The organism is Streptomyces humidus, from assembly GCF_014649655.1.
GTDB classification, from domain to species: Bacteria; Actinomycetota; Actinomycetes; order Streptomycetales; family Streptomycetaceae; genus Streptomyces; species Streptomyces humidus.
This window is the reverse complement of the sequence record NZ_BMTL01000010.1, coordinates 226,627-248,353: the sequence shown is the minus strand read 5'-3', so window position 1 is coordinate 248,353 and position 21,727 is coordinate 226,627. Positions and strand designations below refer to the sequence as shown.

General features: G+C 72.0%; 18 protein-coding genes. 9 read left to right on the top strand and 9 right to left on the bottom strand.

All coding sequences use genetic code 11. The features are described 5' to 3' along the window. Positions 1-184: 184 nt before the first annotated feature. Positions 185-1,936 (bottom strand): peptidoglycan recognition protein family protein, encoded by a 1,752-nt coding sequence (locus tag IE239_RS14555; protein ID WP_190149701.1) that lies wholly within the window; start codon positions 1,934-1,936, stop codon positions 185-187. A 140-nt stretch (positions 1,937-2,076) separates the two neighbouring features. Between IE239_RS14555 and IE239_RS14550 the strand changes: the two genes are divergently transcribed. The 4 genes from IE239_RS14550 to IE239_RS14535 all read left to right on the top strand — a co-directional run bounded on the left by IE239_RS14550 (position 2,077) and on the right by IE239_RS14535 (position 8,179). After that, positions 2,077-2,835, top strand: coding sequence for a TIGR03089 family protein (locus tag IE239_RS14550; RefSeq protein ID WP_190149700.1), 759 nt, complete (start codon positions 2,077-2,079; stop codon positions 2,833-2,835). 334 nt (positions 2,836-3,169) lie between these two features. Beyond that, the gene (locus IE239_RS14545) at positions 3,170-4,435 is read left to right on the top strand and encodes an LCP family protein (RefSeq protein WP_229878090.1); all 1,266 of its coding nucleotides are present in this window, start codon (positions 3,170-3,172) and stop codon (positions 4,433-4,435) included. Positions 4,436-4,679: 244 nt separating this feature from the next. Beyond that, positions 4,680-6,461: an LCP family glycopolymer transferase gene (locus IE239_RS14540; RefSeq protein ID WP_190149699.1), complete on the top strand. Its 1,782-nt coding sequence runs from the start codon at positions 4,680-4,682 to the stop codon at positions 6,459-6,461. 80 nt (positions 6,462-6,541) lie between these two features. Further along, entirely contained in the window at positions 6,542-8,179 is a 1,638-nt protein-coding gene (locus IE239_RS14535) for an LCP family protein (protein ID WP_190149698.1), read from the top strand. A 27-nt stretch (positions 8,180-8,206) separates the two neighbouring features. Here the strand turns inward: IE239_RS14535 and IE239_RS14530 are convergent, their stop codons facing one another. Continuing rightward, positions 8,207-9,238, bottom strand: coding sequence for a glycosyltransferase family 2 protein (locus tag IE239_RS14530; protein WP_190149697.1), 1,032 nt, complete (start codon positions 9,236-9,238; stop codon positions 8,207-8,209). 132 nt (positions 9,239-9,370) lie between these two features. On the opposite strand from IE239_RS14530, the gene IE239_RS14525 reads away from it, so the two are divergent. Next, the gene (locus IE239_RS14525; RefSeq protein ID WP_190149696.1) at positions 9,371-10,843 is read left to right on the top strand and encodes an LCP family protein; all 1,473 of its coding nucleotides are present in this window, start codon (positions 9,371-9,373) and stop codon (positions 10,841-10,843) included. Positions 10,844-10,965: 122 nt separating this feature from the next. Here IE239_RS14525 and IE239_RS14520 read toward each other — a convergent pair whose 3' ends face one another. Further along, complete coding sequence (locus IE239_RS14520) at positions 10,966-12,246, bottom strand: LCP family protein (RefSeq protein WP_190149695.1); 1,281 nt, start codon at positions 12,244-12,246, stop codon at positions 10,966-10,968. A 120-nt stretch (positions 12,247-12,366) separates the two neighbouring features. Between IE239_RS14520 and IE239_RS14515 the strand changes: the two genes are divergently transcribed. Beyond that, a complete protein-coding gene (locus IE239_RS14515; RefSeq protein ID WP_190149694.1) occupies positions 12,367-12,927 on the top strand; it encodes an acyl-CoA thioesterase in 561 nt (186 codons plus the stop codon). A 93-nt stretch (positions 12,928-13,020) separates the two neighbouring features. Here the strand turns inward: IE239_RS14515 and IE239_RS14510 are convergent, their stop codons facing one another. After that, positions 13,021-14,178 carry an acyl-CoA dehydrogenase gene (locus tag IE239_RS14510; RefSeq protein WP_190149693.1) on the bottom strand — a complete coding sequence of 386 codons (1,158 nt, stop codon included), beginning with the start codon at positions 14,176-14,178 and terminating at the stop codon, positions 13,021-13,023. A 203-nt stretch (positions 14,179-14,381) separates the two neighbouring features. Between IE239_RS14510 and IE239_RS14505 the strand changes: the two genes are divergently transcribed. Continuing rightward, a complete protein-coding gene (locus IE239_RS14505; RefSeq protein WP_190149692.1) occupies positions 14,382-15,725 on the top strand; it encodes a UDP-glucose dehydrogenase family protein in 1,344 nt (447 codons plus the stop codon). A 206-nt stretch (positions 15,726-15,931) separates the two neighbouring features. Here the strand turns inward: IE239_RS14505 and IE239_RS14500 are convergent, their stop codons facing one another. Then, positions 15,932-16,441, bottom strand: a complete 510-nt coding sequence (locus IE239_RS14500) for a CGNR zinc finger domain-containing protein (protein WP_190149691.1) — start codon at positions 16,439-16,441, stop codon at positions 15,932-15,934. A 123-nt stretch (positions 16,442-16,564) separates the two neighbouring features. On the opposite strand from IE239_RS14500, the gene IE239_RS14495 reads away from it, so the two are divergent. Both IE239_RS14495 and IE239_RS14490 read left to right on the top strand, forming a co-directional pair. Continuing rightward, positions 16,565-16,924 carry a VOC family protein gene (locus tag IE239_RS14495; protein WP_190149690.1) on the top strand — a complete coding sequence of 120 codons (360 nt, stop codon included), beginning with the start codon at positions 16,565-16,567 and terminating at the stop codon, positions 16,922-16,924. A gap of 97 nt (positions 16,925-17,021) precedes the next feature. After that, positions 17,022-17,426 carry a VOC family protein gene (locus IE239_RS14490; protein ID WP_190149689.1) on the top strand — a complete coding sequence of 135 codons (405 nt, stop codon included), beginning with the start codon at positions 17,022-17,024 and terminating at the stop codon, positions 17,424-17,426. A 106-nt stretch (positions 17,427-17,532) separates the two neighbouring features. On the opposite strand, the gene IE239_RS14485 is transcribed toward IE239_RS14490, so the two are convergent. The 4 genes from IE239_RS14485 to IE239_RS14470 form a co-directional block, all read right to left on the bottom strand. After that, the gene (locus IE239_RS14485) at positions 17,533-18,624 is read right to left on the bottom strand and encodes a dipeptidase (protein WP_190149688.1); all 1,092 of its coding nucleotides are present in this window, start codon (positions 18,622-18,624) and stop codon (positions 17,533-17,535) included. 210 nt (positions 18,625-18,834) lie between these two features. Beyond that, the gene (locus IE239_RS14480) at positions 18,835-20,022 is read right to left on the bottom strand and encodes a dipeptidase (RefSeq protein ID WP_190149687.1); all 1,188 of its coding nucleotides are present in this window, start codon (positions 20,020-20,022) and stop codon (positions 18,835-18,837) included. 7 nt (positions 20,023-20,029) lie between these two features. Continuing rightward, positions 20,030-20,551, bottom strand: coding sequence for a 5-(carboxyamino)imidazole ribonucleotide mutase (gene purE, locus IE239_RS14475; RefSeq protein WP_190149686.1), 522 nt, complete (start codon positions 20,549-20,551; stop codon positions 20,030-20,032). Then, complete coding sequence (locus tag IE239_RS14470) at positions 20,548-21,708, bottom strand: 5-(carboxyamino)imidazole ribonucleotide synthase (RefSeq protein WP_190149685.1); 1,161 nt, start codon at positions 21,706-21,708, stop codon at positions 20,548-20,550. The genes purE and IE239_RS14470 overlap by 4 nt, the downstream gene beginning before the upstream one ends. Between the last annotated feature and the right edge of the window lie 19 nt (positions 21,709-21,727).

Genomic DNA, 21,727 nt, shown 5'->3' with positions numbered 1-21,727 from the left:
CAGTGTATGCAGACCCTTGAGTGGCGACTTCCAGGGCGTGGGCGTTCCGTCCCGGTCCCGGCGGACTGTCCCCCCGACGGCTGCGGAATGTGCCCCCATCCGGATGCGCGCTCGGCCGTCCGGGGACCACGGGAACTCCGGGGCCTCCCCCGGGCCCCGGAGTTCCCGGACGCGAGCGGCCGGTTCAGCGCCCCTGGTAGAGCGCCGCGGTGGAGCGGGCCGAGCCGAGCTTGCCGTAGAGCTGTTTGCCGGGACACTCGGTGGCGAACCCGTCCCGGTGACCCGAGATCACGTTCAGTCGTACGCTCTTTCCCTTTCCGTAGAGGTTGCCACCTCCGGACGTCAGGTATGTCTTCCCCTTCGGGTCCGCCCCGAAGAGGCCGAGCTTCCACGCCGTCAGGCGGGCGACGGCGTCGACCGTGGCGGCGTTGGGCTTGGCGCTGCCGAAGGTGCCGAGGACGGCGATCCCCATGCTGTTGGTGTTGAACCCGAGGGTGTGGGCGCCGAGAACCGGCTTCGCCACTCCCCCGGCGCGGCCCTCGTAGACCTTCCCGCACTTGTCGACGAGGAAGTTGTAGCCGATGTCCCGCCAGCCCATGCTCTTGACGTGGTAGCGGTAGATTCCGCGGATGACGGACGGGGCCTGGGCGCAGGTGTAGCTGTTGCCCGACGCCGTGTGGTGCACGAACGCGGCCTTGACCTTCGTCGTGTAGCGGAAGCCGCTCTCGCGCAGGCTCTCGTCGGCGCCCCAGCCGCGACGCGTGACGATGCTCGGGCGCGGTCCGATGTACGGCTTGGTCCGCTGGGCCTGCGTCAACTCGTCGCCGCGCAGGGCGAGGAGTTCACGTTCGGTGGCCGGGCGGTCCAGGCCCGGGATCTCGAGGGCGCCGAGCGGGGCGAGGAGATCGTTGGCGGCGGAGGCCGCGACGGCCTCGCCCGACATGTCGGCCGGAACGTCGTCCACCGTGTCCGCCGGCATGTCGTCCGTTGTGCCGGCCGACGAGTCAGAGGCTGTGCCGGCGGAGGAGTCGGACGCCGTGTCGGCGGACGAGTCAGAGGCCGTGCCGGACGCCGTGTCGGTCGCGGCGTCGGTCGCCGCGTCGCCCCACATGTCGGTCGTCTTCGGCGCCGCGGCGTTCGCCGCTGCCGTCCAGGCCGCCTCGACGCCGGTGCCGTCCACGGCCTCCTCCATGCCAGGCGGGTCGGCTCTCCGCGGCAGCGCCCGGCCGCTCGGCGGGCCCGCGGAAACGTTTCCGGGAGCCGCCTCGCCCGGGTCGACGAGGTCCAGGCGCAGGCCGGCGGGGAGCGGGGCGACGGTCGAGACGGTGCGGGTGCCGCGACCCGTCTCCTCTGTGCGACGTTCGGTCTCCGGCCGGACGCGGACCTCGACGCCGTCGGAGTCGCCGACCCAGAGCGGGGCCGTGGCGCCGCGGACCCGGCCCGAGGCTCTCTCGGCGGTGCCGGGGTCGGCGCCGTGGTCGGTGTTGTGGGTCTCGACGTCCTGCCAGCCCGACCAGGCGTCGCTGCCGGCCGGGCGGGTACGGACCTGGACGTGGCCGTGGAGTTCGGCGGACGGGTCGTCCCAGACGACGCCGACGAGGGAGAAGCGGCGCACGTCCCGGCGGGACAGGCCCTGACCCGAGCCGCCGAGGGCACGGTCGCCGGTGAGAGGGGCGAGGGGCAGCGACTGGGTGCTGCCAGGGAGGTCGGGAACTCCGGGAGCACCGGGAACTCGAGGAAGACCGCGAACGCCGGTGCCGCCGGGACGGGTTGGAGTGGTCCGGGTGCCGGGGCCCGTGGCCCTGACGGTCCCGGCGGACGCCGCCTCCGCAGCCGGTGCCGGTCGCACCGTCGCCGCGTCGGCGGGCGGCGTCAGCGGGAGGGCGAGAGCCGCCGCGCAGGTGACGCCGATCGAGGAAGCAAGCAATCCACGCATGTCAACGATCCTGGACATAGCCATAGATATCTGTCCATCGGGGAATTGACGGGCCGTTGGTGTCCGTTCGGCCGAACCGGTGGCTCCGCGAACGGCCGGCGGCCGGTGCGGCGGCACGCGCGGCGCGTACGCTTCTGCGGGTGACTGCCACCGATCGCACCCCTGCCGACCTGCTGCGTTCCGCACTCGCCGCGGACCCCGCGCGCCCCCTGGTGACCTTCTACGACGACGCCACGGGCGAACGGGTCGAATTGTCCGTGGCCACCTTCGCCAACTGGGTGGCCAAGACCGCGAACCTCCTCCAGGACGGCCTGTCGGCCGAGCCGGGCGACCGGGTCGCGCTGCTGCTGCCCGCGCACTGGCAGACGGCGGTGTGGCTGCTGGCGTGTGCGGAGACCGGGGTCGTCGCGGACATGGCCGGGGATCCGTCGCGGGCGGACTTCGTCGTGGCCGGGCCCGGGCACTTCGAGGCGGGGCTGGCGTGCCGGGGCGAGCGCTACGCGCTGTCACTGGCCCCGCTCGGCCGGCGGTTCGTGCCGGGGCCTCCGGAGGGGTACGACGACTACGCCGTGGACGTCCCGAGCTTCGGGGACCGGTTCGCCCCGTACGCCCCGGTGGACCCCGAGGAGCCCGCGCTGATCGTCGCCGGGGCCGAGTACACCGGCGCCGAGGTCGTGGAGCGGGCTCGGGCCGAGGCCTCGGGGCTGGGGCTGACCGGGCCCGGGTCGCGACTGCTGTCGGGGCTGCCGTACGACACGTGGGAGGGGCTGAGCGCGGGGCTCTACGCGCCGCTGGCGAGCGGCGGCTCCGTGGTGCTGTGCCGGAACCTGTCGGAGGCCGGCGAGGAGACCGTGGCCCAGCGGGTGGAGAGCGAGCGGGTGACGGCGACGGCCCGGTAAGCCCCCGGAAGCCGGCGGGCGGCGCCGGCATGCCCCGGAAGCCGGCGCGACCGCCCCCGCCTCGATCCCCCTCGCCCCATCTCTCCTGCGCGAGCCTCCGTCTCTCCCCTGCGCGAGCCTCCGTCCCCGCCCCCCGAGGGCGGCACCCTGCCGCCGCCCTGCCCACGCCCACGCCCCAACCCGCGGGGCACACCGCCCGGAGGCGGCTCACCCGTTCGGCTCACCCCGGGCACCCTTCCTCCCCCGTTCGCGCCATCGTCGTAGGAGCGGCTCTGCGCGCTCGTGCGGCCGAGGCGGGATCGCGGCGGAACCGGCGGCGAAAGGGGGATCGGACGTGACGCACTCCGGGAGGCGTGGCGGCGGGCCCCTCGGGCCGGGGGCGGGGGCGTACGCGGACGGGCGGGGGCTCGCGCGACGGCGCCGGCGGCGGTGGGCGCGGTACGGGGCAGGAGCCGCGGCCGTGATCGTCCTGGGGGCCGGGGTGGCCGGGTGGGCCGTCTATGTGAAGCTCGACGGGAACATCACGCCCGACGACGCGGCCGCGGCGGAGCTCGAGCGGTACGCGAAGGAGCGGCCGACGTCGTTGGTGAAGGACGCGCAGAACGTCCTGGTGATCGGGTCGGACTCGCGGTCGGGGGACGGCAACGAGGAGTACGGGCGTGACTCCGGGAGCGAGCGGTCCGACACGACGATCCTGCTGCATCTGGCGGCCGGGCGGCGCAGCGCCACCGCCGTCTCCCTGCCGCGCGACCTGATGGTGGACGTGCCGGGCTGTCTGCGGCCGGACGGAACGCGCACCGAGCCGATGTTCACGATGTTCAACTACGCCTTCCAGGCGGGTGGTTCGGCCTGCACGATCCGCACGGTGGAGAAGCTCACCGGGGTACGGATCGACCATCATGTCGTCGTCGACTTCAGCGGGTTCAAGGACATGGTCGACGCGGTGGACGGGGTGGAGGTCTGTCTGTCGGAACCGATCAGCGACAAGGCCGCCCGGCTGCGGCTGCCGGCCGGGAAGGTCACGCTCGACGGGGAGCAGGCGCTCGGGTACGTACGCGCCCGCAAGTCCCTCGGCAACGGCAGCGACACCGGCCGGATCGACCGGCAGCAGCGGTTCCTGGGGGCGCTGGTCAACAAGGTGCAGAGCAATGACGTTCTGCTGAACCCGGTGAAGCTGTACCCGGTGCTGGACGCGGCCACGTCCTCCCTCACCACCGATCCGGATCTCGCGAGCCTGCGCGGCCTGTACGAACTCGTGCGCGGCCTGCGGGACATTCCCACCCAACATGTGCAATTCCTGACCGTTCCGCGGGAGTCGTACGTCTACAACACCAACCGCGACCAACTGGTGGAGCCCGAGGCGGAGAAACTCTTCGAGCGACTGCGGACGGACACGCCGGTGGCGGTCTCCCGGGAGCCGCGCGCGGAATCCACCTCTCCGGAATCCGCTTCCCCGGAAACCGCCTCTTCGGAATCCGCCTCTTCGGAATCGGGCGAACACGGAACGTACCGGCCGCCGACGGCTTCCGGAGCACCTTCGCCCACTCCGCCCACGCCCACGTTCCGGGGAAACACCGCCGCCGAGCACGGCTGCGGGTAAAGCGCTTGCCAAGCTGAACCCTTCAGGCGAACAGGAGTTCAAAGAAATAGGTCGAATTGCCCAGTTGTAGGGGCGTGGAATTTGTCACGGCCGTCGCTCGACGCTGAACTGGGCGGATAGTGTGAGCGATCCGGTGCACCCGGCCGCGAGGTCCTACCTGGGGTCGCGCACCGTGTGACCGAGACCCGAGCGCCTTTGAGGGGGAAAAGGCGCCGCGTGGCCCCGACGGAGGATTCGGACAACCGTGGACGCGCAAGGCCGTGGGCGGGCGGACAACATCGACCCCGCAGACCAGTGGGTACTCAATCCGGACACCGGCGAATACGAACTGCGACTGAGCGCTTCCACAGCGCAGTCGTCGGTGCCCGGACCTCGTAGATCCTCCGGCAGGACCGGCGGCGGGAACGAAGGACCGGCGCGCTCCCGTGCCGCGGAGCCGGGCCGGCAGTCGCCCTCGTCGTCGCCCGAGAAGGCGGCGACGGACGCCGATCTGCCCGGCCCGCGCCGGCGCCGTGGCGCACCGCTGGAGGAACCGGCGAACCGACGCGGCCGACGGCCGGTGAAGAAGAAGTCGCGGGCGAAGAAGATCCTGGTGTGGACCGGCGGGACCATGGCCTTCGTGGTCGTGGCCACGGCCGGCGCCGCCTACCTGTATCTCGAGCACCTCAACGACAACATCACGTCCGTCTCGGACGACGGCGCGAGCACCGGCGGGTTCAGCAAGGACAAGGCCATCAACCTGCTGGTGATCGGCACCGACAAGCGCACCGGCTCCGGCAACGAGGGCTACGGCGACTCCGGCAGCGTCGGCCACGCGGACACCACGATCCTCCTGCACGTCTCCAAGGACCGCACGAACGCGACCGCGCTCAGCATCCCGCGCGACCTGATCGTGAACGTCCCGGACTGCCAGACCGAGCAGCCGGACGGCTCCACGAAGGTCATCAAGGGCACCGACGGCGTCCGCTTCAACACCAGCCTCGGCCAGGACGGCCGCACGCCGAGCTGTACCGTGCGCACGGTCACCGAGCTGACCGGGATCCAGGCGGACAACTTCATGGTCGCCGACTTCAACGCGGTGAAGACGCTGACGAGCGCGGTGGGCGGGGTCGAGGTGTGCCTGGGCAAGGACATCAACGACCGGGACTCGCACCTGAAACTGTCGAAGGGCACCCACCTCATCGAGGGCGAGCAGGCCCTCGCCTTCGTGCGGACCCGGCACTCGGTCGGCTTCGGCGGCGACCTGAGCCGCATCCAGATCCAGCAGCAGTTCCTCAGCGCCCTGATGCGCAAGCTGAAGTCGAACGACACGCTCAGCAGCCCCTCCAAGATGATCAAGTTGGCGGAGGCGGGCACCAAGGCACTGGCCGTCGACTCCCAGCTCGACAGCATCAACAAGCTGAAGGACCTGGGGATGGAGCTGGGCAAGCTCGACATCAAGAACCTGACCTTCACCACCGTCCCGGTCGTCGACAACCCGGCCGAGAAGGTCAAGGCCACCGTCGTCCTCGACAATGCGTCGGCGCCCGCGGTCTTCCAGCTGATCAGGGACGACGTCTCCTTCACCGCGGTGAAGCAGCAGGCCGCGGCCTCGAAGGACGCGGCGGCCAAGGCGGCCGCGGCCCGTCTCAAGGGCGCCCAGTCCGCCGCCTCCGAGGTGCGGGTGCAGGTCATGAACGGCGGAGCGCCCCCCGGCAGCGCACAGGAGACTCTCAACTGGCTGCAGAACGACAAGGGCGTGACGAAGTCCGAGAACGCGGGCAACGCGCCCGCGCCGCTGGCGAAGACGACCCTCGAGTACGCACCCGACCAGGCCGCCCAGGCACGCAAGCTGGCCGCGGTCATGGGGCTTCCCGGCACCGCGCTCAAGCCGGGCAGGAGCGTCGAGAACGCGCAGGGTCTGCCGACCATGACGCTGACGCTGGGCAAGGACTTCAAGGGCGCGGGCGTCTCGCTCACAGGGGCGACGAAGGTGCCCGACACGGTACAGAAGTCCACGGCCGACAAGGTCCAGTGCGCCAAGTAGGTAACCCTTCGGGCCCGTTGTGCGTCTGACTGGACGCGGGGCGGGCCCGTGTCAGGCGCACGGCGGGGAGGGGCAGGGGAATGGCGGGGAGCAGCGGGGTGCGGGCGGAGGTTTCCGCGGCCGGGGACACGGCGTCTTCGGCCGAACGGGAAGAGCGCGACCAGAGCGCGTCCGACGGCGACGGCAGACGCGGCGACGGACGGCAGAACGGCCGGGAGACGGACCGCCGAGGCAGGCGTCGACGCGCGTTGCGCTGGTCGGCGACCGTGCTGGCGGTGGTGATATTCGGCGGCGCGGGGGCCGGATACCTCTACTACGAGCACCTCAACTCGAACATCAAGCACGACGACCTGAACATCGGCGACGCCAAGGACCGGGCGGCTGTCTCCCAGGCCAACTCGGACGGCCAGACGGCGCTGAACATCCTGCTGATCGGCTCGGACGCCCGGGACACCGCGGCCAACCAGAAGCTCGGCGGCGCCAAGTACGACTTCGGCGGTCCCCCGCTCGCGGACGTCCAGATGCTGCTGCACGTCTCGGCGGACCGCAGCAACATGTCGGTGGTGAGCATGCCGCGCGACACGCTGCTGGACATCCCCAAGTGCACCGACCCCGACGACGGGACGAGCTACCCGGCGCTGCGCGGCGCGATGACCAACGCCTCGCTGAGCCGCGGCGGACCGGGCTGCACGGTGGCCACGTGGGAGAAGCTCACCGACATCCACATCGACCACTTCATGATGATCGACTTCTCGGGTGTCGTCTCGATGGCGGACGCGATCGGCGGCGTCCCGGTCTGCGTGGACGCCAACGTCTACTCGCACACCGGCAGCGGCAAGGGCTCCGGCCTGAAGCTGGAGAAGGGCACGCACTCCGTCAAGGGCGAGCAGGCTTTGCAGTGGCTGCGCACCCGTTACGGCTTCGAGGACGACACCGACCTGGCCCGCGCCAAGGCACAGCACATGTACATGAACTCGATGGTCCGCGAGCTGCGCGCCAGCGCCAAGCTGACCAACCCCAACAAGCTGCGCAAGCTCGCCGAGGCGGCCACGAAGGCGATCACCGTCGACGACGGCCTGGACACCATCAGCAAGATGTACGACCTGGCGGGCGAGCTGCAGAAGGTGCCCACCGACCGCATCACGATGACGACGATGCCCAACCGCTACCAGGGCGAGCGGGTGGTGCCCACGGACGACGCCGAGCAGTTGTTCCGTCTGGTGCGCGAGGACATCGCGCTGGACGGCAAGGACGCCCGGACCGCCACCCCCACTCCCTCACCGGCGCCGGTCGCCGACCCGGCGGCCGCGAGCGACAAGATCGCGGTGCAGGTCCACAACGGCACGTCCACGAGCACGCAGGGCGCGGTCCACGGGCGGGCCACGACGGTGACGCAGGCGCTGGCCGGCAAGGGCTTCACCGAGGCCGTCGCGGACACCTCGGCGGCCACGGCCGTCGCGAAGACGGTGGTCAGCTATCCGAGCGCCGACCTGCAGGGCGACGCCCTCGCGGTCGCCAAGGCCCTCGGCATCCCGGCGAGCCAGGTGAAGAAGTCCACCGGGGTCTCCGGCGTCACCGTGGTCGTGGGCGCGGACTGGCGGTCGGGGACGACGTACAAGGCGCCGGTGAAGAACGACAAGACGCCCGACACGGCCGGTGCGATCAACGCGTCCGACACCAGCCAGTGCATGCACGTGGACCCGGACTACACCTGGTAGTCCGGGCCCGGCGGGCTCTCCCGGCGCTCAGCGCGCGTCGCTGGGCACCGCCGGCCGCCGTGATGCGATGACCTTCCTGGCCAGCGCTTTCGGGCTGGTCAGGAAGCCGAACCCCCAGGACATGTGCATGGTGGCGAGGGCCACGGGGATCTGGAGCCGTGCCTTCGGCGGCAGCCCCTTGCCGGCCGGCAGCGAGCCGACGACGATCGCCGCGAGGTATCCGGCGGGGATCACGAAGCCCAGCGGGGTGAGCGCGGCGCCCACCAGGACGCCGGCGGCTATCGCGCACACCGCGGCGGGCGGGGCGAGGTAGCGCAGGTTGATGGAGCCCTCGTGGTAACGGGCGACGACGTGCCGCCAACGGCCGTAGTCCTTGTACTGCTTGGCGAGGGCCCTGACGCTGGGGCGGGGCCGGTAGGACACCTTCAGCTCGGGCGAGAACCAGATCAGGCCGCCGGCCTCCCTGATCCGGAAGTTCAGCTCCCAGTCCTGGGCGCGGATGAACTCCTCGTTGTAGCCGCCCTGTTGCTCCAGAGCCGCCCGCCGGAAGACCCCGAGGTACACGGTCTCGGCCGGGCCCGCCTGACCTCCCGTGTGGAAGGCGGCGTTGCCGACCCCGATCTTCGAGGTCATGGCCGCGGCGACCGCGTGCTCCCAGTCGTTCTCGCCCTCGGCGTGCATGATGCCGCCGACGTTCTGCGCGCCGGTCTCCTCCAGGAGCCGCACGGCGGTGGCGATGTAGTTCGGCGAGAGCATGCCGTGCCCGTCGACGCGGACGACGATCGGATGGCGCGAGGCCTTGATCGCGGCGTTGAGCGCGGCGGGCGTACGCCCGGTGGGATTGGGGACCGTGTGCACGCGCGGGTCTTCGGCTACGAGCTGGGCCGCGATCTCGTCCGTACGGTCCGTGGACGGACCGATGGCGATCACGACCTCCATCTCGCCGGCGTACTCCTGCGCGAGGATCGCTTGGACGGCTCCGCGCAGATGCCGTTCCTCGTTGAGGACGGGCATGATGACGGACACTGCGGGGAGCTGCACGTCGGGCTTGGCGTTCATAGGGGGCTCACGTTACCGCGAACGGGGGACACGGCCCGCCCCGCCGGGTGCGCTGCACCGGTCGGCAGATCGTATGGGCCTATGTTCCAACGGCTACCACCGCCCTACGGCCGCCGCCCGGAGGTGCCCCGTATGCCCGTCACGCCGTCCCGGCTCCCGCGCCGCGCCCGCCCGCGGCGCCCTGTGCCCCGTCCCCCCGCCCGGCGCAGACGCCCCCGCTGGGCCGTTCGGGCGGCGACGACGCTGTCCGTGGTGCTCCTCGCGGCCGCCGGCATCGGTCACTCGGTGATCAGCAGCCTCGACGCGGGCATCGCCCGGGTCGACCCCTTCAAGGACATGAAGAACCGCCCGCGGGCCGGTCACGGCATGAACGTCCTGCTGGTCGGCACCGACGGCCGCGACAGGATCACGCCGGCCGAGCGTCGCCGGTACCGCCTGGGCGGGGCTCCCTGCCACTGCACCGACACGATCATGATCGTGCACCTCTCGGAGGACCGGGAGCGGGCCAGCGTGGTCAGCCTCCCGCGCGACTCGTACGCGCTGACGCCCCCGCACACCGACCAGGCGACCGGCCGGGAGCACCGCGGTCACCCGGTCAGGCTGAACGCGGCGTACGCGGAGGGCGGCCCGCAGCTCACCGTCCGCACGGTCGAGAACATGACCCACGTGAAGATCGACCACTACCTGGAGGTCGACTTCACCAGCTTCATGAAGACGGTGGACGTCCTCGGCGGCGTGCGGATCTGCACGGCGCTGCCCCTGAAGGACGCGTACACCGGCCTGGACCTGCCGCCGGGCCGGCACACGCTCCGGGGCGGCGAGGCGCTCCAGTACGTGCGCTCCCGGCACGTGGACGCCTCCTCCGACCTGGGCAGGATGAAGCGTCAGCAGCGCTTCCTGGCGGCCCTGGTGGACCGGGCGACGTCCTCCGGGATCCTGCTGAACCCGCTGCGGTTCCGGGACGTGAGCCGCGCGGTGCTCGGCTCGGTGCGGGCGGACCGGGGCTTCGGCGCCGACGAACTCCTCGACCTGGGGCGGGCGATGCGCTCCTTCTCCCCCGCCTCCTCCGAGTTCGCCACCGTTCCCATCGCCCGGATGGGATACCCGGTGAAGGGGATCGGTTCGACGCTGAAATGGGATCCGGTGAAGTCCGCGCGCCTGTTCGCGTCCCTGCGCGACGACGAGCCCCTCGCGGTGACGGCCCGGGCGGCCGGCGGGCGGGCCGTGCGGGTGCCGGTGGCGCCGCAGCAGATCCGGGTGCAGGTCGAGAACGGCACCCGCACGCCGGGACTCGGCCGGCGGGTGGACGCGGCGCTGGCGGCGTCGGGCTTCCGCACGACCCGGCAGCCGGTCGCCTCGGCCGTCCCCGCAGCACGGCGCACGGTCGTCGCCTACGACCCGCTCTGGGACCGCTCCGCGAGGTCCCTGGCGACCGCGCTGCCGGGCAGCGAGCTGCGCGCCGTCCCGGGGCTCGGCCCGACCCTGAAGGTGATCGCGGGCGCGGACTTCCGGCGGGTGCGGACGGTGCGGGCGGCGGATGCGGAGCAGGGAGAGTTCGGGGTCGTCCGGGGCGACGAGGTGGGTTGCCCCCGGGAGGCCTCGTGAGGCGCTCCGTGAGCGGGGCTCCGTGAGCCAGACCACTCCGACGGCGCGGGACGGCCGGGAGGCATAGGACGGGAGAGGGGGCGCCCCTGAGGGGACGCCCCCGAACTCTGCCCGCTTCGGCCTCAGTTGCCGGAGACGGTGACCTTCTCGTCGTTGTTGAGCTCGTTCACCAGCTGCTTCACCTTCGCCTTGTCCCAGACGAGGTTGCCACCGGTGGAACCGGAGATCGGCATGTTCATCGACGTGCCGTCGCCGCCGTTGACACCCTTCATCGCGAAGAACATGGACCCCAGGTCGTACAGCCCCATGTCCTTGTCGACGATCAGCGAGTCGAGGCCCGCGCTCATCGTCGGGTAGAGCGCGAAGGGGTTCAGGACCGTGCCGGGGGTCGCCACCTCGTGGGCGAGGGCCGCGAGGAACTTCTGCTGATTCTTGGTGCGCTGCAGGTCGGACGCGGCGAACGCGTGCCGGGTGCGGACGAAGGCCAGCGCCTCCTCGCCGTTCAGCGTCTGCTTGCCCGCCTGGAAGTCGGCGCCCGAGTACTTGTCCTTGAAGGCCTTGTCGATGGTGATGTCGACGCCGCCGACCGCGTCCACGATGCTCGCGAAGCCGGCGAAGCCGATCTCCACGTAGTGGTCGATGCGCAGGCCGGTGTTGAACTCGACCGTGCGCACCAGCAGTTCGGGGCCGTCCGTCGCGTACGCGGCGTTCAGCTTCACGTGCCGGCCGGTGCCCTTGTACGTCTTGCCGGACTCGGAGCCGACGAACGTCGGGAGCTCCACGTCCGAGTCGCGGGGCAGCGAGACCAGGGTGTCGCCGCTCGACCCGACGTGCAGGATCATCATCGAGTCCGTGCGCTTGCCCTCGGCGGAGCCGGTGTGCAGCTTCTTCTTCTCCTCGGCGGACATGCCCTCGCGGCTGTCGGAGCCGACGATCAGGTAGTTCGTGCCGTCGCCGCCCTCGGGCCGGTCGATGACCTTCGACAGGTCGACCTCGCGCCTGAGCTTGCCGTCGGCCCAGAAGTAGGTGGCGACGCTCGTCACGACGAGCACGGTGACGAGGCTGATCGCCGTCCACTTGATGCGGCGGCGCCAGTTCGGCGCGGGGCGCGGGGGACGGGCGTCGAAGTCGCCGGGCCCGCCGGAGTCGCCGCCGCCCCCGTAGACCTGGCCCGAGCTGTAACCGCTGTCGTACCCGGTCTGCTGGGCGTTGGTGTAGTCGCCGTATCCCTGGCCGTTGACGTAGGACGGCTGCGGCGGGACGCCGGCCCCCTGCGGCGGGGCGCTCTGGCCGCGGCGGACCTGCCGCATGACGCGGGCGCTCTCGGGCTGTGCGGCGGCGCTGCCGCTGCCGTACCGGTTGCCGCGGTCCCTGTCGGACCATCCCTCGGGCCAATCGTTCATGCGGACCAGTGTGCAGGGCAGGGCAGTGGGCCGTACAAGGGTCGTCGGAGAATCAGGGCCGCGCTGTTGCCAAGCTGACACAAAGTCCCGGGTTGTCCCCCTCGGCATAAGGTGGAGGACATGACAGACCAGGTCACCGCGGCGGACTCGGGCAGCACCCAGGACATTCCGGGCAAGCCCACGTCCGCGTCCCGCACCACCCTCAGCCACATCATGACCCACGCCGACACCAACCTGCTGGGGACGGTGCACGGTGGAGTGATCATGAAGCTCGTCGACGACGCGGCGGGCGCGGTGGCCGGCCGGCACTCCGGCGGGCCCGCCGTCACCGCCTCCATGGACGAGATGGCATTCCTGGAGCCGGTCCGCGTCGGCGACCTCGTCCACGTCAAGGCGCAGGTCAACTGGACCGGCCGGACCTCGATGGAGGTCGGGGTGCGGGTGCTGGCCGAGCGCTGGAACGAGTCCGCCCCCGCCACCCAGGTAGGCTCGGCCTACCTGGTCTTCGCCGCCGTCGACGCCGACGGCAGGCCCCGCGCGGTCCCGCCGGTCCTCCCGGAGACCGAACGCGACGAACGCCGCTACCAGGAGGCCCAGATCCGCCGCACGCACCGGCTGGCCCGCCGGCGCGCGATCATGGAACTGCGTGAGCGGCGGATCTCGGAGGGACTCGAGGACTGAGACGGGGTACGACGGACGGGGCACGAAGAAGGGTGCGCCGAAGGCCCCGGCACCTGCCCGCCGGAGCCTTCCTTCCTGCGCCTGCGTGGTCGCCTACGGCAGGTTCCTCGCCATCACGATCCGCTGGACCTGGTTCGTGCCCTCATAAATCTGCGTGATCTTCGCGTCGCGCATCATCCGCTCGACCGGGTAGTCGCGGGTGTATCCGTAGCCGCCGAGGAGCTGGACCGCGTCGGTGGTGACCTCCATCGCCACGTCCGAGGCGAAGCACTTGGCGGCCGCGCCCTGGAAGGTGAGGTCGGAGTCCAGGCGCTCGGACTTGGCCGCCGCCGCGTACGTGAGCTGGCGGGCCGCCTCGATCTTCATGGCCATGTCGGCGAGCATGAACTGGATGCCCTGGAAGTCGGCGATCGGCTTGCCGAACTGCTTGCGCTCCTGGACGTAGCCCTTGGCGTAGTCGAAGGCGCCCTGGGCGACTCCGAGGGCCTGCGCGGCGATGGTGATGCGGGTGTGGTCCAGGGTCTTCATGGCGGTCGCGAAGCCCGTGCCCTCCTCGCCGATCATGCGGTCGGCCGGGATGCGGACGTTGTCGAAGTAGACCTCGCGGGTCGGGGAGCCCTTGATGCCCAGCTTCTTCTCCGGGGCGCCGAAGGAGACGCCCGGGTCGGACTTCTCGACGACGAACGCGGAGATGCCCTTGCTGCGCTTCGTCGGGTCGGTCACGGCCATGACCGTGTAGTAGTCGCTCACGCCGGCGTTGGTGATCCAGCGCTTCACGCCGTTGAGGATCCAGTGGTCGCCGTCGCGGACCGCCTTGGTCTTCATGCCGGCCGCGTCCGAGCCCGCGTCCGGCTCGGAGAGGGCGTACGAGAACATCGCGTCGCCCTTGGCCAGCGGCGACAGGTACCTCTTCTTCAGGTCCTCGGAGCCGGAGAGGATCACCGGGAGCGAGCCGAGCTTGTTCACGGCGGGGATCAGGGAGGAGGACACGCAGACGCGGGCCACCTCCTCGATCACTATGACCGTCGCCAGCGCGTCGGCGCCCGCGCCGCCGTACTCCTCGGGAACGTGCACGGCGTGCAGGTCGCTCGCCACCAGCGCGTCCAGCGCCTCCTGGGGGAAACGGGCCTCCTCGTCCACCGCCGCCGCGTGCGGCGCGATCTTCGCTTCGGACAGGGAGCGGATGGCGTCGCGGAGCATGTCGTGCTCCTCGGACGGGCGGTACAGGTCGAAGTCAGCCGATCCGGCCAAGGTGTCCTCACACTCCACGAGACGCTGCGTCCACCGACGCTAATTACCGTTAAGTAACTCCAATTTTAGAGGTCCGCCGATCCCAGTGATACGTGAGCTTGGCGACAGCGTTCCTCCCTTCGGTGATCTGCCCGGTGAGGGGCGTCGGCACGCCCCGACTATGCTCGGGCGCGCAGCGACGGCAACCCCCACCAGGAGCATCCATGGCCCTCAAGATCACCGTGATCGGCACCGGCTATCTCGGCGCCACGCACGCCGCGGCCATGGCCGAGCTGGGCTTCGAGGTGCTCGCGCTCGACATCGTGCGCGAGAAGATCGAGATGCTCGAACGCGGTGAGACCCCCATGTACGAGCCGGGTCTCGAGGAGCTGCTGCGCCGGCACGTCGCCGGGTTCGAGGGGTCGAGCGGGCGGCTGCGGTTCACCCAGGACTGGGCGGAGGTGGGAGCCTTCGGCGACGTCCACTTCGTCTGCGTCAACACGCCGCAGAAGCACGGCGAGTACGCCTGCGACATGTCGTACGTGGAGTCCGCCGTCGCCTCCCTCGCCCCGCATCTGACGCGGCCCGCCCTCGTCGTGGGCAAGTCGACCGTGCCGGTGGGCTCCGCCGACCGGCTGGCCCGCACGATCGCCGCGCTCGCGCCCGTCGGCGAGGAAGCCGAGCTGGCCTGGAACCCGGAGTTCCTGCGGGAGGGCTTCGCGGTGCAGGACACGCTGCACCCGGACCGGATCGTCGTCGGGGTGCGCAGCGAGCGGGCGGAGACGCTGTTGCGGCAGGTGTACGAGACGCCCGTCGCGGAGGGCACCCCGTTCGTCGTCACGGACTTCCCGACGGCCGAGCTGGTGAAGACGTCCGCCAACTCCTTCCTCGCCACCAAGATCTCCTTCATCAACGCGATGGCGGAGGTGTGCGAGGCCGCCGACGGCGACGTCGCCAAGCTGGCCGAGGCCATAGGCTACGACGACCGGATCGGCAAGAAGTTCCTGCGGGCGGGGATCGGGTTCGGCGGCGGCTGTCTGCCCAAGGACATCCGCGCGTTCATGGCCCGGGCCGGTGAGCTGGGCGCCGACCAGGCACTGACCTTCCTGCGGGAGATCGACTCCGTCAACATGCGTCAGCGCGGGCGGATGGTCGAGCTGGCGCGGCAGGAGCTGGGGGGCGGGTCCTTCCTCGGCAAGCGGATCGCCGTGCTGGGCGCCACCTTCAAGCCCGACTCGGACGACGTCCGGGACTCGCCCGCGCTCAACGTCGCCGGGCAGATCCATCTGCAGGGCGGCCAGGTCACCGTGTACGACCCGAAGGGGATGGAGAACGCCCGCCGGCTCTTCCCGACCCTGGGTTACGCCGACTCGGCCCTCGACGCCGTGCGGGGCGCGGACGCCGTGCTGCACCTCACCGAGTGGCGGGAGTTCCGTGATCTGGACCCGGCGGCGCTGGGCGAGGTCGCGACGGACCGGCTGATCCTCGACGGCCGCAACGCGCTGGACCCGGAGCTGTGGCGCAAGGCGGGGTGGACCTACCGGGCCATGGGCCGCCCGACCGCGTAGCGCCCGCGGCCGACGCCGGGCCGGGCCACGGCGGGCCGGGCCGGGCCACAGCAGGAAGGGCGACGACGGTTCGGCCGAGGCTCAGTCGGCCGAACCGGCGTCTTGCTGCATTCTGCACCACCGGGCGGCGACAGGGCCGGTGAACCCCTGCACCGGTCGCCGCCCGGCCGGTGAACCGCTTCGCGTTTCGCGAACTGGCCGGTGACCTATTTCGACCGGTATCGGCGCATCTTGGCGCGCGCCCCGCACACCTGCATCGAGCACCAGCGGCCCCGGCCGGCCGGGCTGCGGTCGTAGTAAGCCCAGTGGCAGGTCACGGCCTCGCAGGCCTTCAGCCGGGTCCAGGTGCCCGCGACCAGCGCCTGGGCCACGGCGGCGGCCGTCCGGGAGAGCAACGAGGCGCCGTCGGCGGGGCCGGGGGGCGCGAGGCATGCCGAGCCGTCCCGCTCGTCGACGGCCACCACGAGGGGCGCGGACGCCAGCAGTTCGCCCAGCGGGGTCACCGGGCGGTGCGGCGCGTGCCCCGTGTGCGCCAGCAGGGCGGCCCGCAGGGACTCCCGCAGTGCGCGGGCCTCCTCCACCTCGCCTTCGGTCAGCCCGAAGAGCGCCCGCCCCTGCGCCGTGTCCAGCGCGTCGGCGCCGGACTCGATGTCCAGCGTGTTGACCAGGGACTCCACCAGCGCGAGGCCTCCGGGGGCGGCCGATCTGTCGCTCATGCTTGCGACGTTACCGCCAATGCGCCAGTATGCGGTAACCGTTACCTGCTATCGGCTTTTACGGGTAACCGGTGGCGGGCAAGGGGAGGCAACTCCGGCAACTCCGACTCCGAGGAGGAAGTCATGGCACTCGCCGAACTGGGCCAGGTCGTCCTGGACTGTCCCGACCCGCGTGCACTGGCCGCGTTCTACGCCGAGGTACTGGGCGGCACCGTCGAGGGCGACGGGGACTGGGTGGACGTGAAGACGCCCGACGGCCGGTCGCTGGGCTTCCAGGCCGCCCCCGGGTTCGTCCCGCCCGCGTGGCCCGCGCCGGAGCGGTCGCAGCAGTTCCACCTCGACCTGACCGTCGCCGACCTGGACGTCGCCGAGCGGGGTGTGCTCGCCCTGGGCGCGAAACCGCTGGACGCGGAGGACCGCTCACGCAGTTGGCGTGTGTACGCCGATCCAGCCGGGCACCCGTTCTGCCTGTGCCGCTGCTGAGTCCGGCGCGGCGGCCCGGGGACCGCCCGCCGCACGCCCGCACCGCGCGCTCGCGCGCCGCTTCACGTCCTGCTCCACGTCTGACTCAGGAGGGTCCATGCCGCCCGTCGCCCGCTTCCGCTCCGTCGTGCTCGACTGCCCCGATCCGCGCGCGCTCGCCGCGTTCTACGCGGCGGTCCTGGGCGGCACGCCCGAGGCCGAGGAGGGGTCGGACGACTGGTACGTGCTGCATGTGCCCGGCGGCCCCCGCATCGCCTTCCAGCAGGTGGAGGGGTACACCCCGCCGGAGTGGCCGCGCGCCGACCGCAATCCGCAGCAGTTCCACCTCGACCTCGACGGCGGCGCCACCTGGGCGGAGATGGACGAGGCGCACGAGCGGGTGCTGAAGCTGGGGGCCCGCCCGCTGGACGTGGAGGACCGCGAGGAGAAGGACTTCCAGGTGTACGCCGACCCGGCGGGCCACCCGTTCTGCCTGTGCCGCATCGAACAGCCCCCTGCCTGACCGCCGCACCGGGCCCGCGAGACCGGCCCGCGGGCAGGAGGGTCCCCGCGGGAAGGAGGGTCTGCGGGCCCGTCGTCGGGGGCCGGGCGGAATCCGTGCGGCCGGTTCAGGCGTCCGTCGGGTCCAGTTCGCTGATGCGCGCCGCCGACGGTTTGCGGCGCTCACGTGCCGCGCGGGCCGCGAAGTCCGCCGAGCGCAGGACGCGTTGCATGTTGCCCCAGGTCAGCAGGGTGACGTCGGTCTCCGGCCAGCCACGGCGGAGAAGCTCGGCGATCAGGTGCGGGTAGCCCGGGGCGGCGCCGGCGCCCGGGGCGTGGCCGGACAGGCCGACGCTCTCGGGGCCGGCGATCGCGCGGACGTGGTCGAGATGGTCGGCCACGTCCTGCACGCCCGGTCCGCTCCGCTCGGGCGACGACGGCACCAGGCACAGTCCCTTGGCCGCGCCCAGCTCGGCGAGCAGCGCGTCGGACAGGTTGTCGGGGTGGGCGCGCAGGGAGCGGGCGGCGGAGCGGGTGCACAGGACCGGCGTCCTGGACAGCGCGAGGGCCCGGGCGATCGTGGCGTCGGAGGCCCCGGACACGTCGGCGAGGACGCCGAGCCGGTTCATCTCCCGCAGGACCTCCTCGCCGAACCGGGTCAGCCCCGCCTCGCCCGCCCAGGAGGCGCCGGCCAGGGTGAGGACCCGCAGGCCGAGGGTGTGCAGCACACGCAGGATGCCCAGGGAGTCGTCGAGGGCGGCGGCGCCGGCCGGGCCCAGGACGACGGCGACCCGGCCGCAGTTGCGGGCGTCGATGACCTGCCCGGCGCTGCGGGCCAGTCGCAGGCCCTCGGGGTGCGCGGCGACCACCGACCGGACCAGGTCCAGCTGCTCCAGGGTCGCGCCGACGGCCCGCTCGGCCTCGATGCGCTCGGGCAGACGCAGCGACCACAGCAGGGCGCCCACCCGGCCCTCGCGCAGCCGGAGCACATCCGTGTCGACGCCGCTGTCGCCGAGCTGCAGGTCGTACCAGGCCAGGTCGCGCAACGCCCAGGGCAGGCCGCTGTGGCCGTCGACGACGGGGTGGTCGGCGAGAAGGGCCCTGGCGCGCTCCTGCGGGCTGCCCGGAGGCGGTTGCGGGGCCAGGGGTGCCGTCTGCGCCGTGTCGAGGAGGTCGCCGGGCTCGGCAAGGGACTGCAGTTCGTCCTGGAGGTCGGCCATGACGGTCTCCGTACGTCGATCGGCAGTACGGTCACCGTCGCACGGCGGGCGACGTGCTTCCTGGTGGACGGGGCGTTCGGGGGTACGCGGACAGGCGCGCACGGAAAACCGCGGGGCACGCGCGGGACACCGCCGGGGCGGGCCGGGCGCGCCGTCGTCGCCGGGGCGGGCCGGGTGCGTCGGCCCGTCCGTCCGCCCCGGCGGCCGGGTTCAGCCGTCCAGCGACTCGATCGTCGCGTGGGACGCCGCGCGCGTCGCCCGCAGGTCCCGTGCCACGTCCTCGGCGGCGCCCAGCACCCGCACCGCGTTCTGCCAGGTCAGCTTGGCGAGGTCGGCCTTCGACCAGCCGCGGTCCATGAGTTCCGCGATCAGCCGGGGGTAGCCGGACACGTCGTCGAGGCCCTCGGGGGTGAAGGCCGTGCCGTCGTAGTCGCCGCCGATGCCGAGGCAGTCGACGCCGGCGGCCTCGCGCATGTGGTCGAGGTGGTCGGCGACCGTGGCGACGGTGGCGACCGGGCGGGGGCGGGTCTCCTCGAAGGCCCGGTGGACCTTCATCGCCTCGGGGGTGGTGTCGAGGGGGTGGAAGCCGTGGGCGCGCATGTTGTCGTCGGCCGCGGCCGTCCAGTCGACCGCCGCCTGGAGGACGAACTTCGGCACGAACGTGACCATCGCCATGCCGCCGTTGGCGGGCAGGCGCTCCAGGACGTCGTCGGGGATGTTGCGGGGGTGGTCGCAGACCGCCCGCGCGGAGGAGTGGGAGAAGATCACCGGCGCGCTCGTCGTGTCGAGCGCGTCCCGCATCGTCGTCGCCGCCACGTGCGAGAGGTCGACCAGCATGCCCTCGCGGTTCATCTCCCGCACGACCTCGCGGCCGAAGGCGGTCAGCCCGCCCGCCCTGGGCTCGTCGGTGGCGGAGTCCGCCCAGTCCACGTTGTCGTTGTGGGTGAGCGTCATGTACCGCACGCCGAGCCCGCACAGACCGCGCAGCACGCCGAGAGAGTTGGCGATGGAGTGGCCGCCCTCCGCGCCCATGAGCGAGGCGATACGGCCCTGCGCACGGGCCTCCTCCATGTCCGCGGCCGTCAGCGCCGCGTGCAGGTCGCGCGGATGGCGGGCGATGAGCCGCCGGACGCAGTCGATCTGCTCCAGCGTCGCCGGGACCGCGTCGGGCAGGTCCGCGCGCACGTACACGGACCAGTACTGCGCGCCGACGCCGCCCGCGCGCAGCCGGGGGATGTCGGTGTGCAGGTGGGCGTGCTGGTCCTGGGCGACGTCACGGGCGTCGAGGTCGTAGCGGACCTGTTCGCGCAGCGCCCAGGGGAGGTCGTTGTGGCCGTCGACGACCGGGAACTCGCGCAGGAGTCCGCGGGCCGCGTCCAGCGAGGCCGGCTCTGTCACGTCGCCGTCACTTCCCGAAGCCGAAGCCGTTCGAGCCCTCGGCCTTGGCGCGCAGGCGCTTGCCCTTCTCGGTGGCCTGGTCGTTCAGCTCCTGCTGGAAGTCGCGCATCCGGGCGAGGAGGTCCTCGTCGTGGGCGGCGAGGATCCGGGCGGCCAGCAGACCGGCGTTGCGCGCGCCGCCGACCGAGACCGTGGCGACGGGAACGCCGGCCGGCATCTGCACGATGGACAGCAGGCTGTCCATGCCGTCCAGGTACTTCAGCGGGACGGGCACGCCGATCACCGGCAGCGGCGTCACGGAGGCGAGCATGCCGGGCAGGTGGGCCGCGCCGCCGGCGCCCGCGATGATCGCCTTGAGCCCGCGCCCGGCCGCCTGCTCGCCGTACGCGATCATCTCGCGCGGCATGCGGTGCGCCGAGACGACGTCGACCTCGTACGCGATCTCGAACTCGTCGAGGGCCTGGGCGGCGGCCTCCATGACGGGCCAGTCGGAGTCCGACCCCATGACGATGCCTACAACGGGGCTCATTCGGTGATCGTGCCTCTCAGGTATCCGGCTGCGTGACGTGCGCGTTCGAGGGCGTCGTCCAGATCGTCGCCGTAGGTGTTGACGTGGCCCACCTTGCGGCCGGGCTTCACGTCCTTGCCGTACATGTGGATCTTCAGCTGGGGGTCGCGGGCCATGCAGTGCAGGTACGCCGAGTACATGTCCGGGTAGTCGCCGCCGAGGACGTTGACCATGACCGTCCAGGGGGCGCGCGGACGCGGGTCGCCGAGCGGGAGGTCCAGGACCGCGCGGACGTGGTTGGCGAACTGCGAGGTGATCGCGCCGTCCATCGACCAGTGGCCCGAGTTGTGCGGGCGCATCGCCAGCTCGTTGACGAGGACGCGGCCGTCGCGGGTCTGGAACAGCTCGACCGCGAGGTGGCCCACGACGCCGAGTTCCTTGGCGATGCTCAGGGCCATCTGCTCGGCCTCGAGCGCCAGCCTCTCGTCCAGGCCCGGGGCGGGCGCGATCACCGTGTCGCAGACGCCGCCCACCTGCTGCGACTCGACCACCGGGTAGGCGACCGCCTGGCCGTGCGGGGAGCGCACGACGTTGGCGGCGAGCTCGCGGACGTAGTCGACCTTCTCCTCGGCGAGGACGGGGACGCCCGCGCGGAAGGGGTCCTCGGCCTCCTCGACGGAGCCGACGACCCACACGCCCTTGCCGTCGTAGCCGCCGCGGACGGTCTTGAGGACGACCGGGAAGCCGTCGCCCTCCGCGCCCTCCGCCAGGCCTTCGGCGGCGAACGCGGCGACGTCCGCCGGGTCGCTCACGATCCGGTGCCGTGGGCACGGCACGCCGAGCGCGTCGAGCCGGGCCCGCATCACGCCCTTGTCCTGGGCGTGCTCGAGCGCGTCCGGGCCGGGGCGCACGGGGATGCCGTCCGCCTCCAGCGCCCGGAGGAGCTCGGTGGGCACGTGTTCGTGATCGAAGGTGATCACGTCGCACCCGCGCGCGAACTCGCGCAGCGTGTCGAGATCGCGGTAGTCGCCGATGACGACATCGCTCACGACCTGCGCCGCGGAATCCTGTGGGGTGTCACTGAGGAGCTTGAACCTGATGCCGAGCGGGATGCCCGCCTCGTGTGTCATACGAGCGAGCTGCCCCCCGCCGACCATGCCGACTACCGGGAACGTCACGCCCCCAGGGTATCGGGCA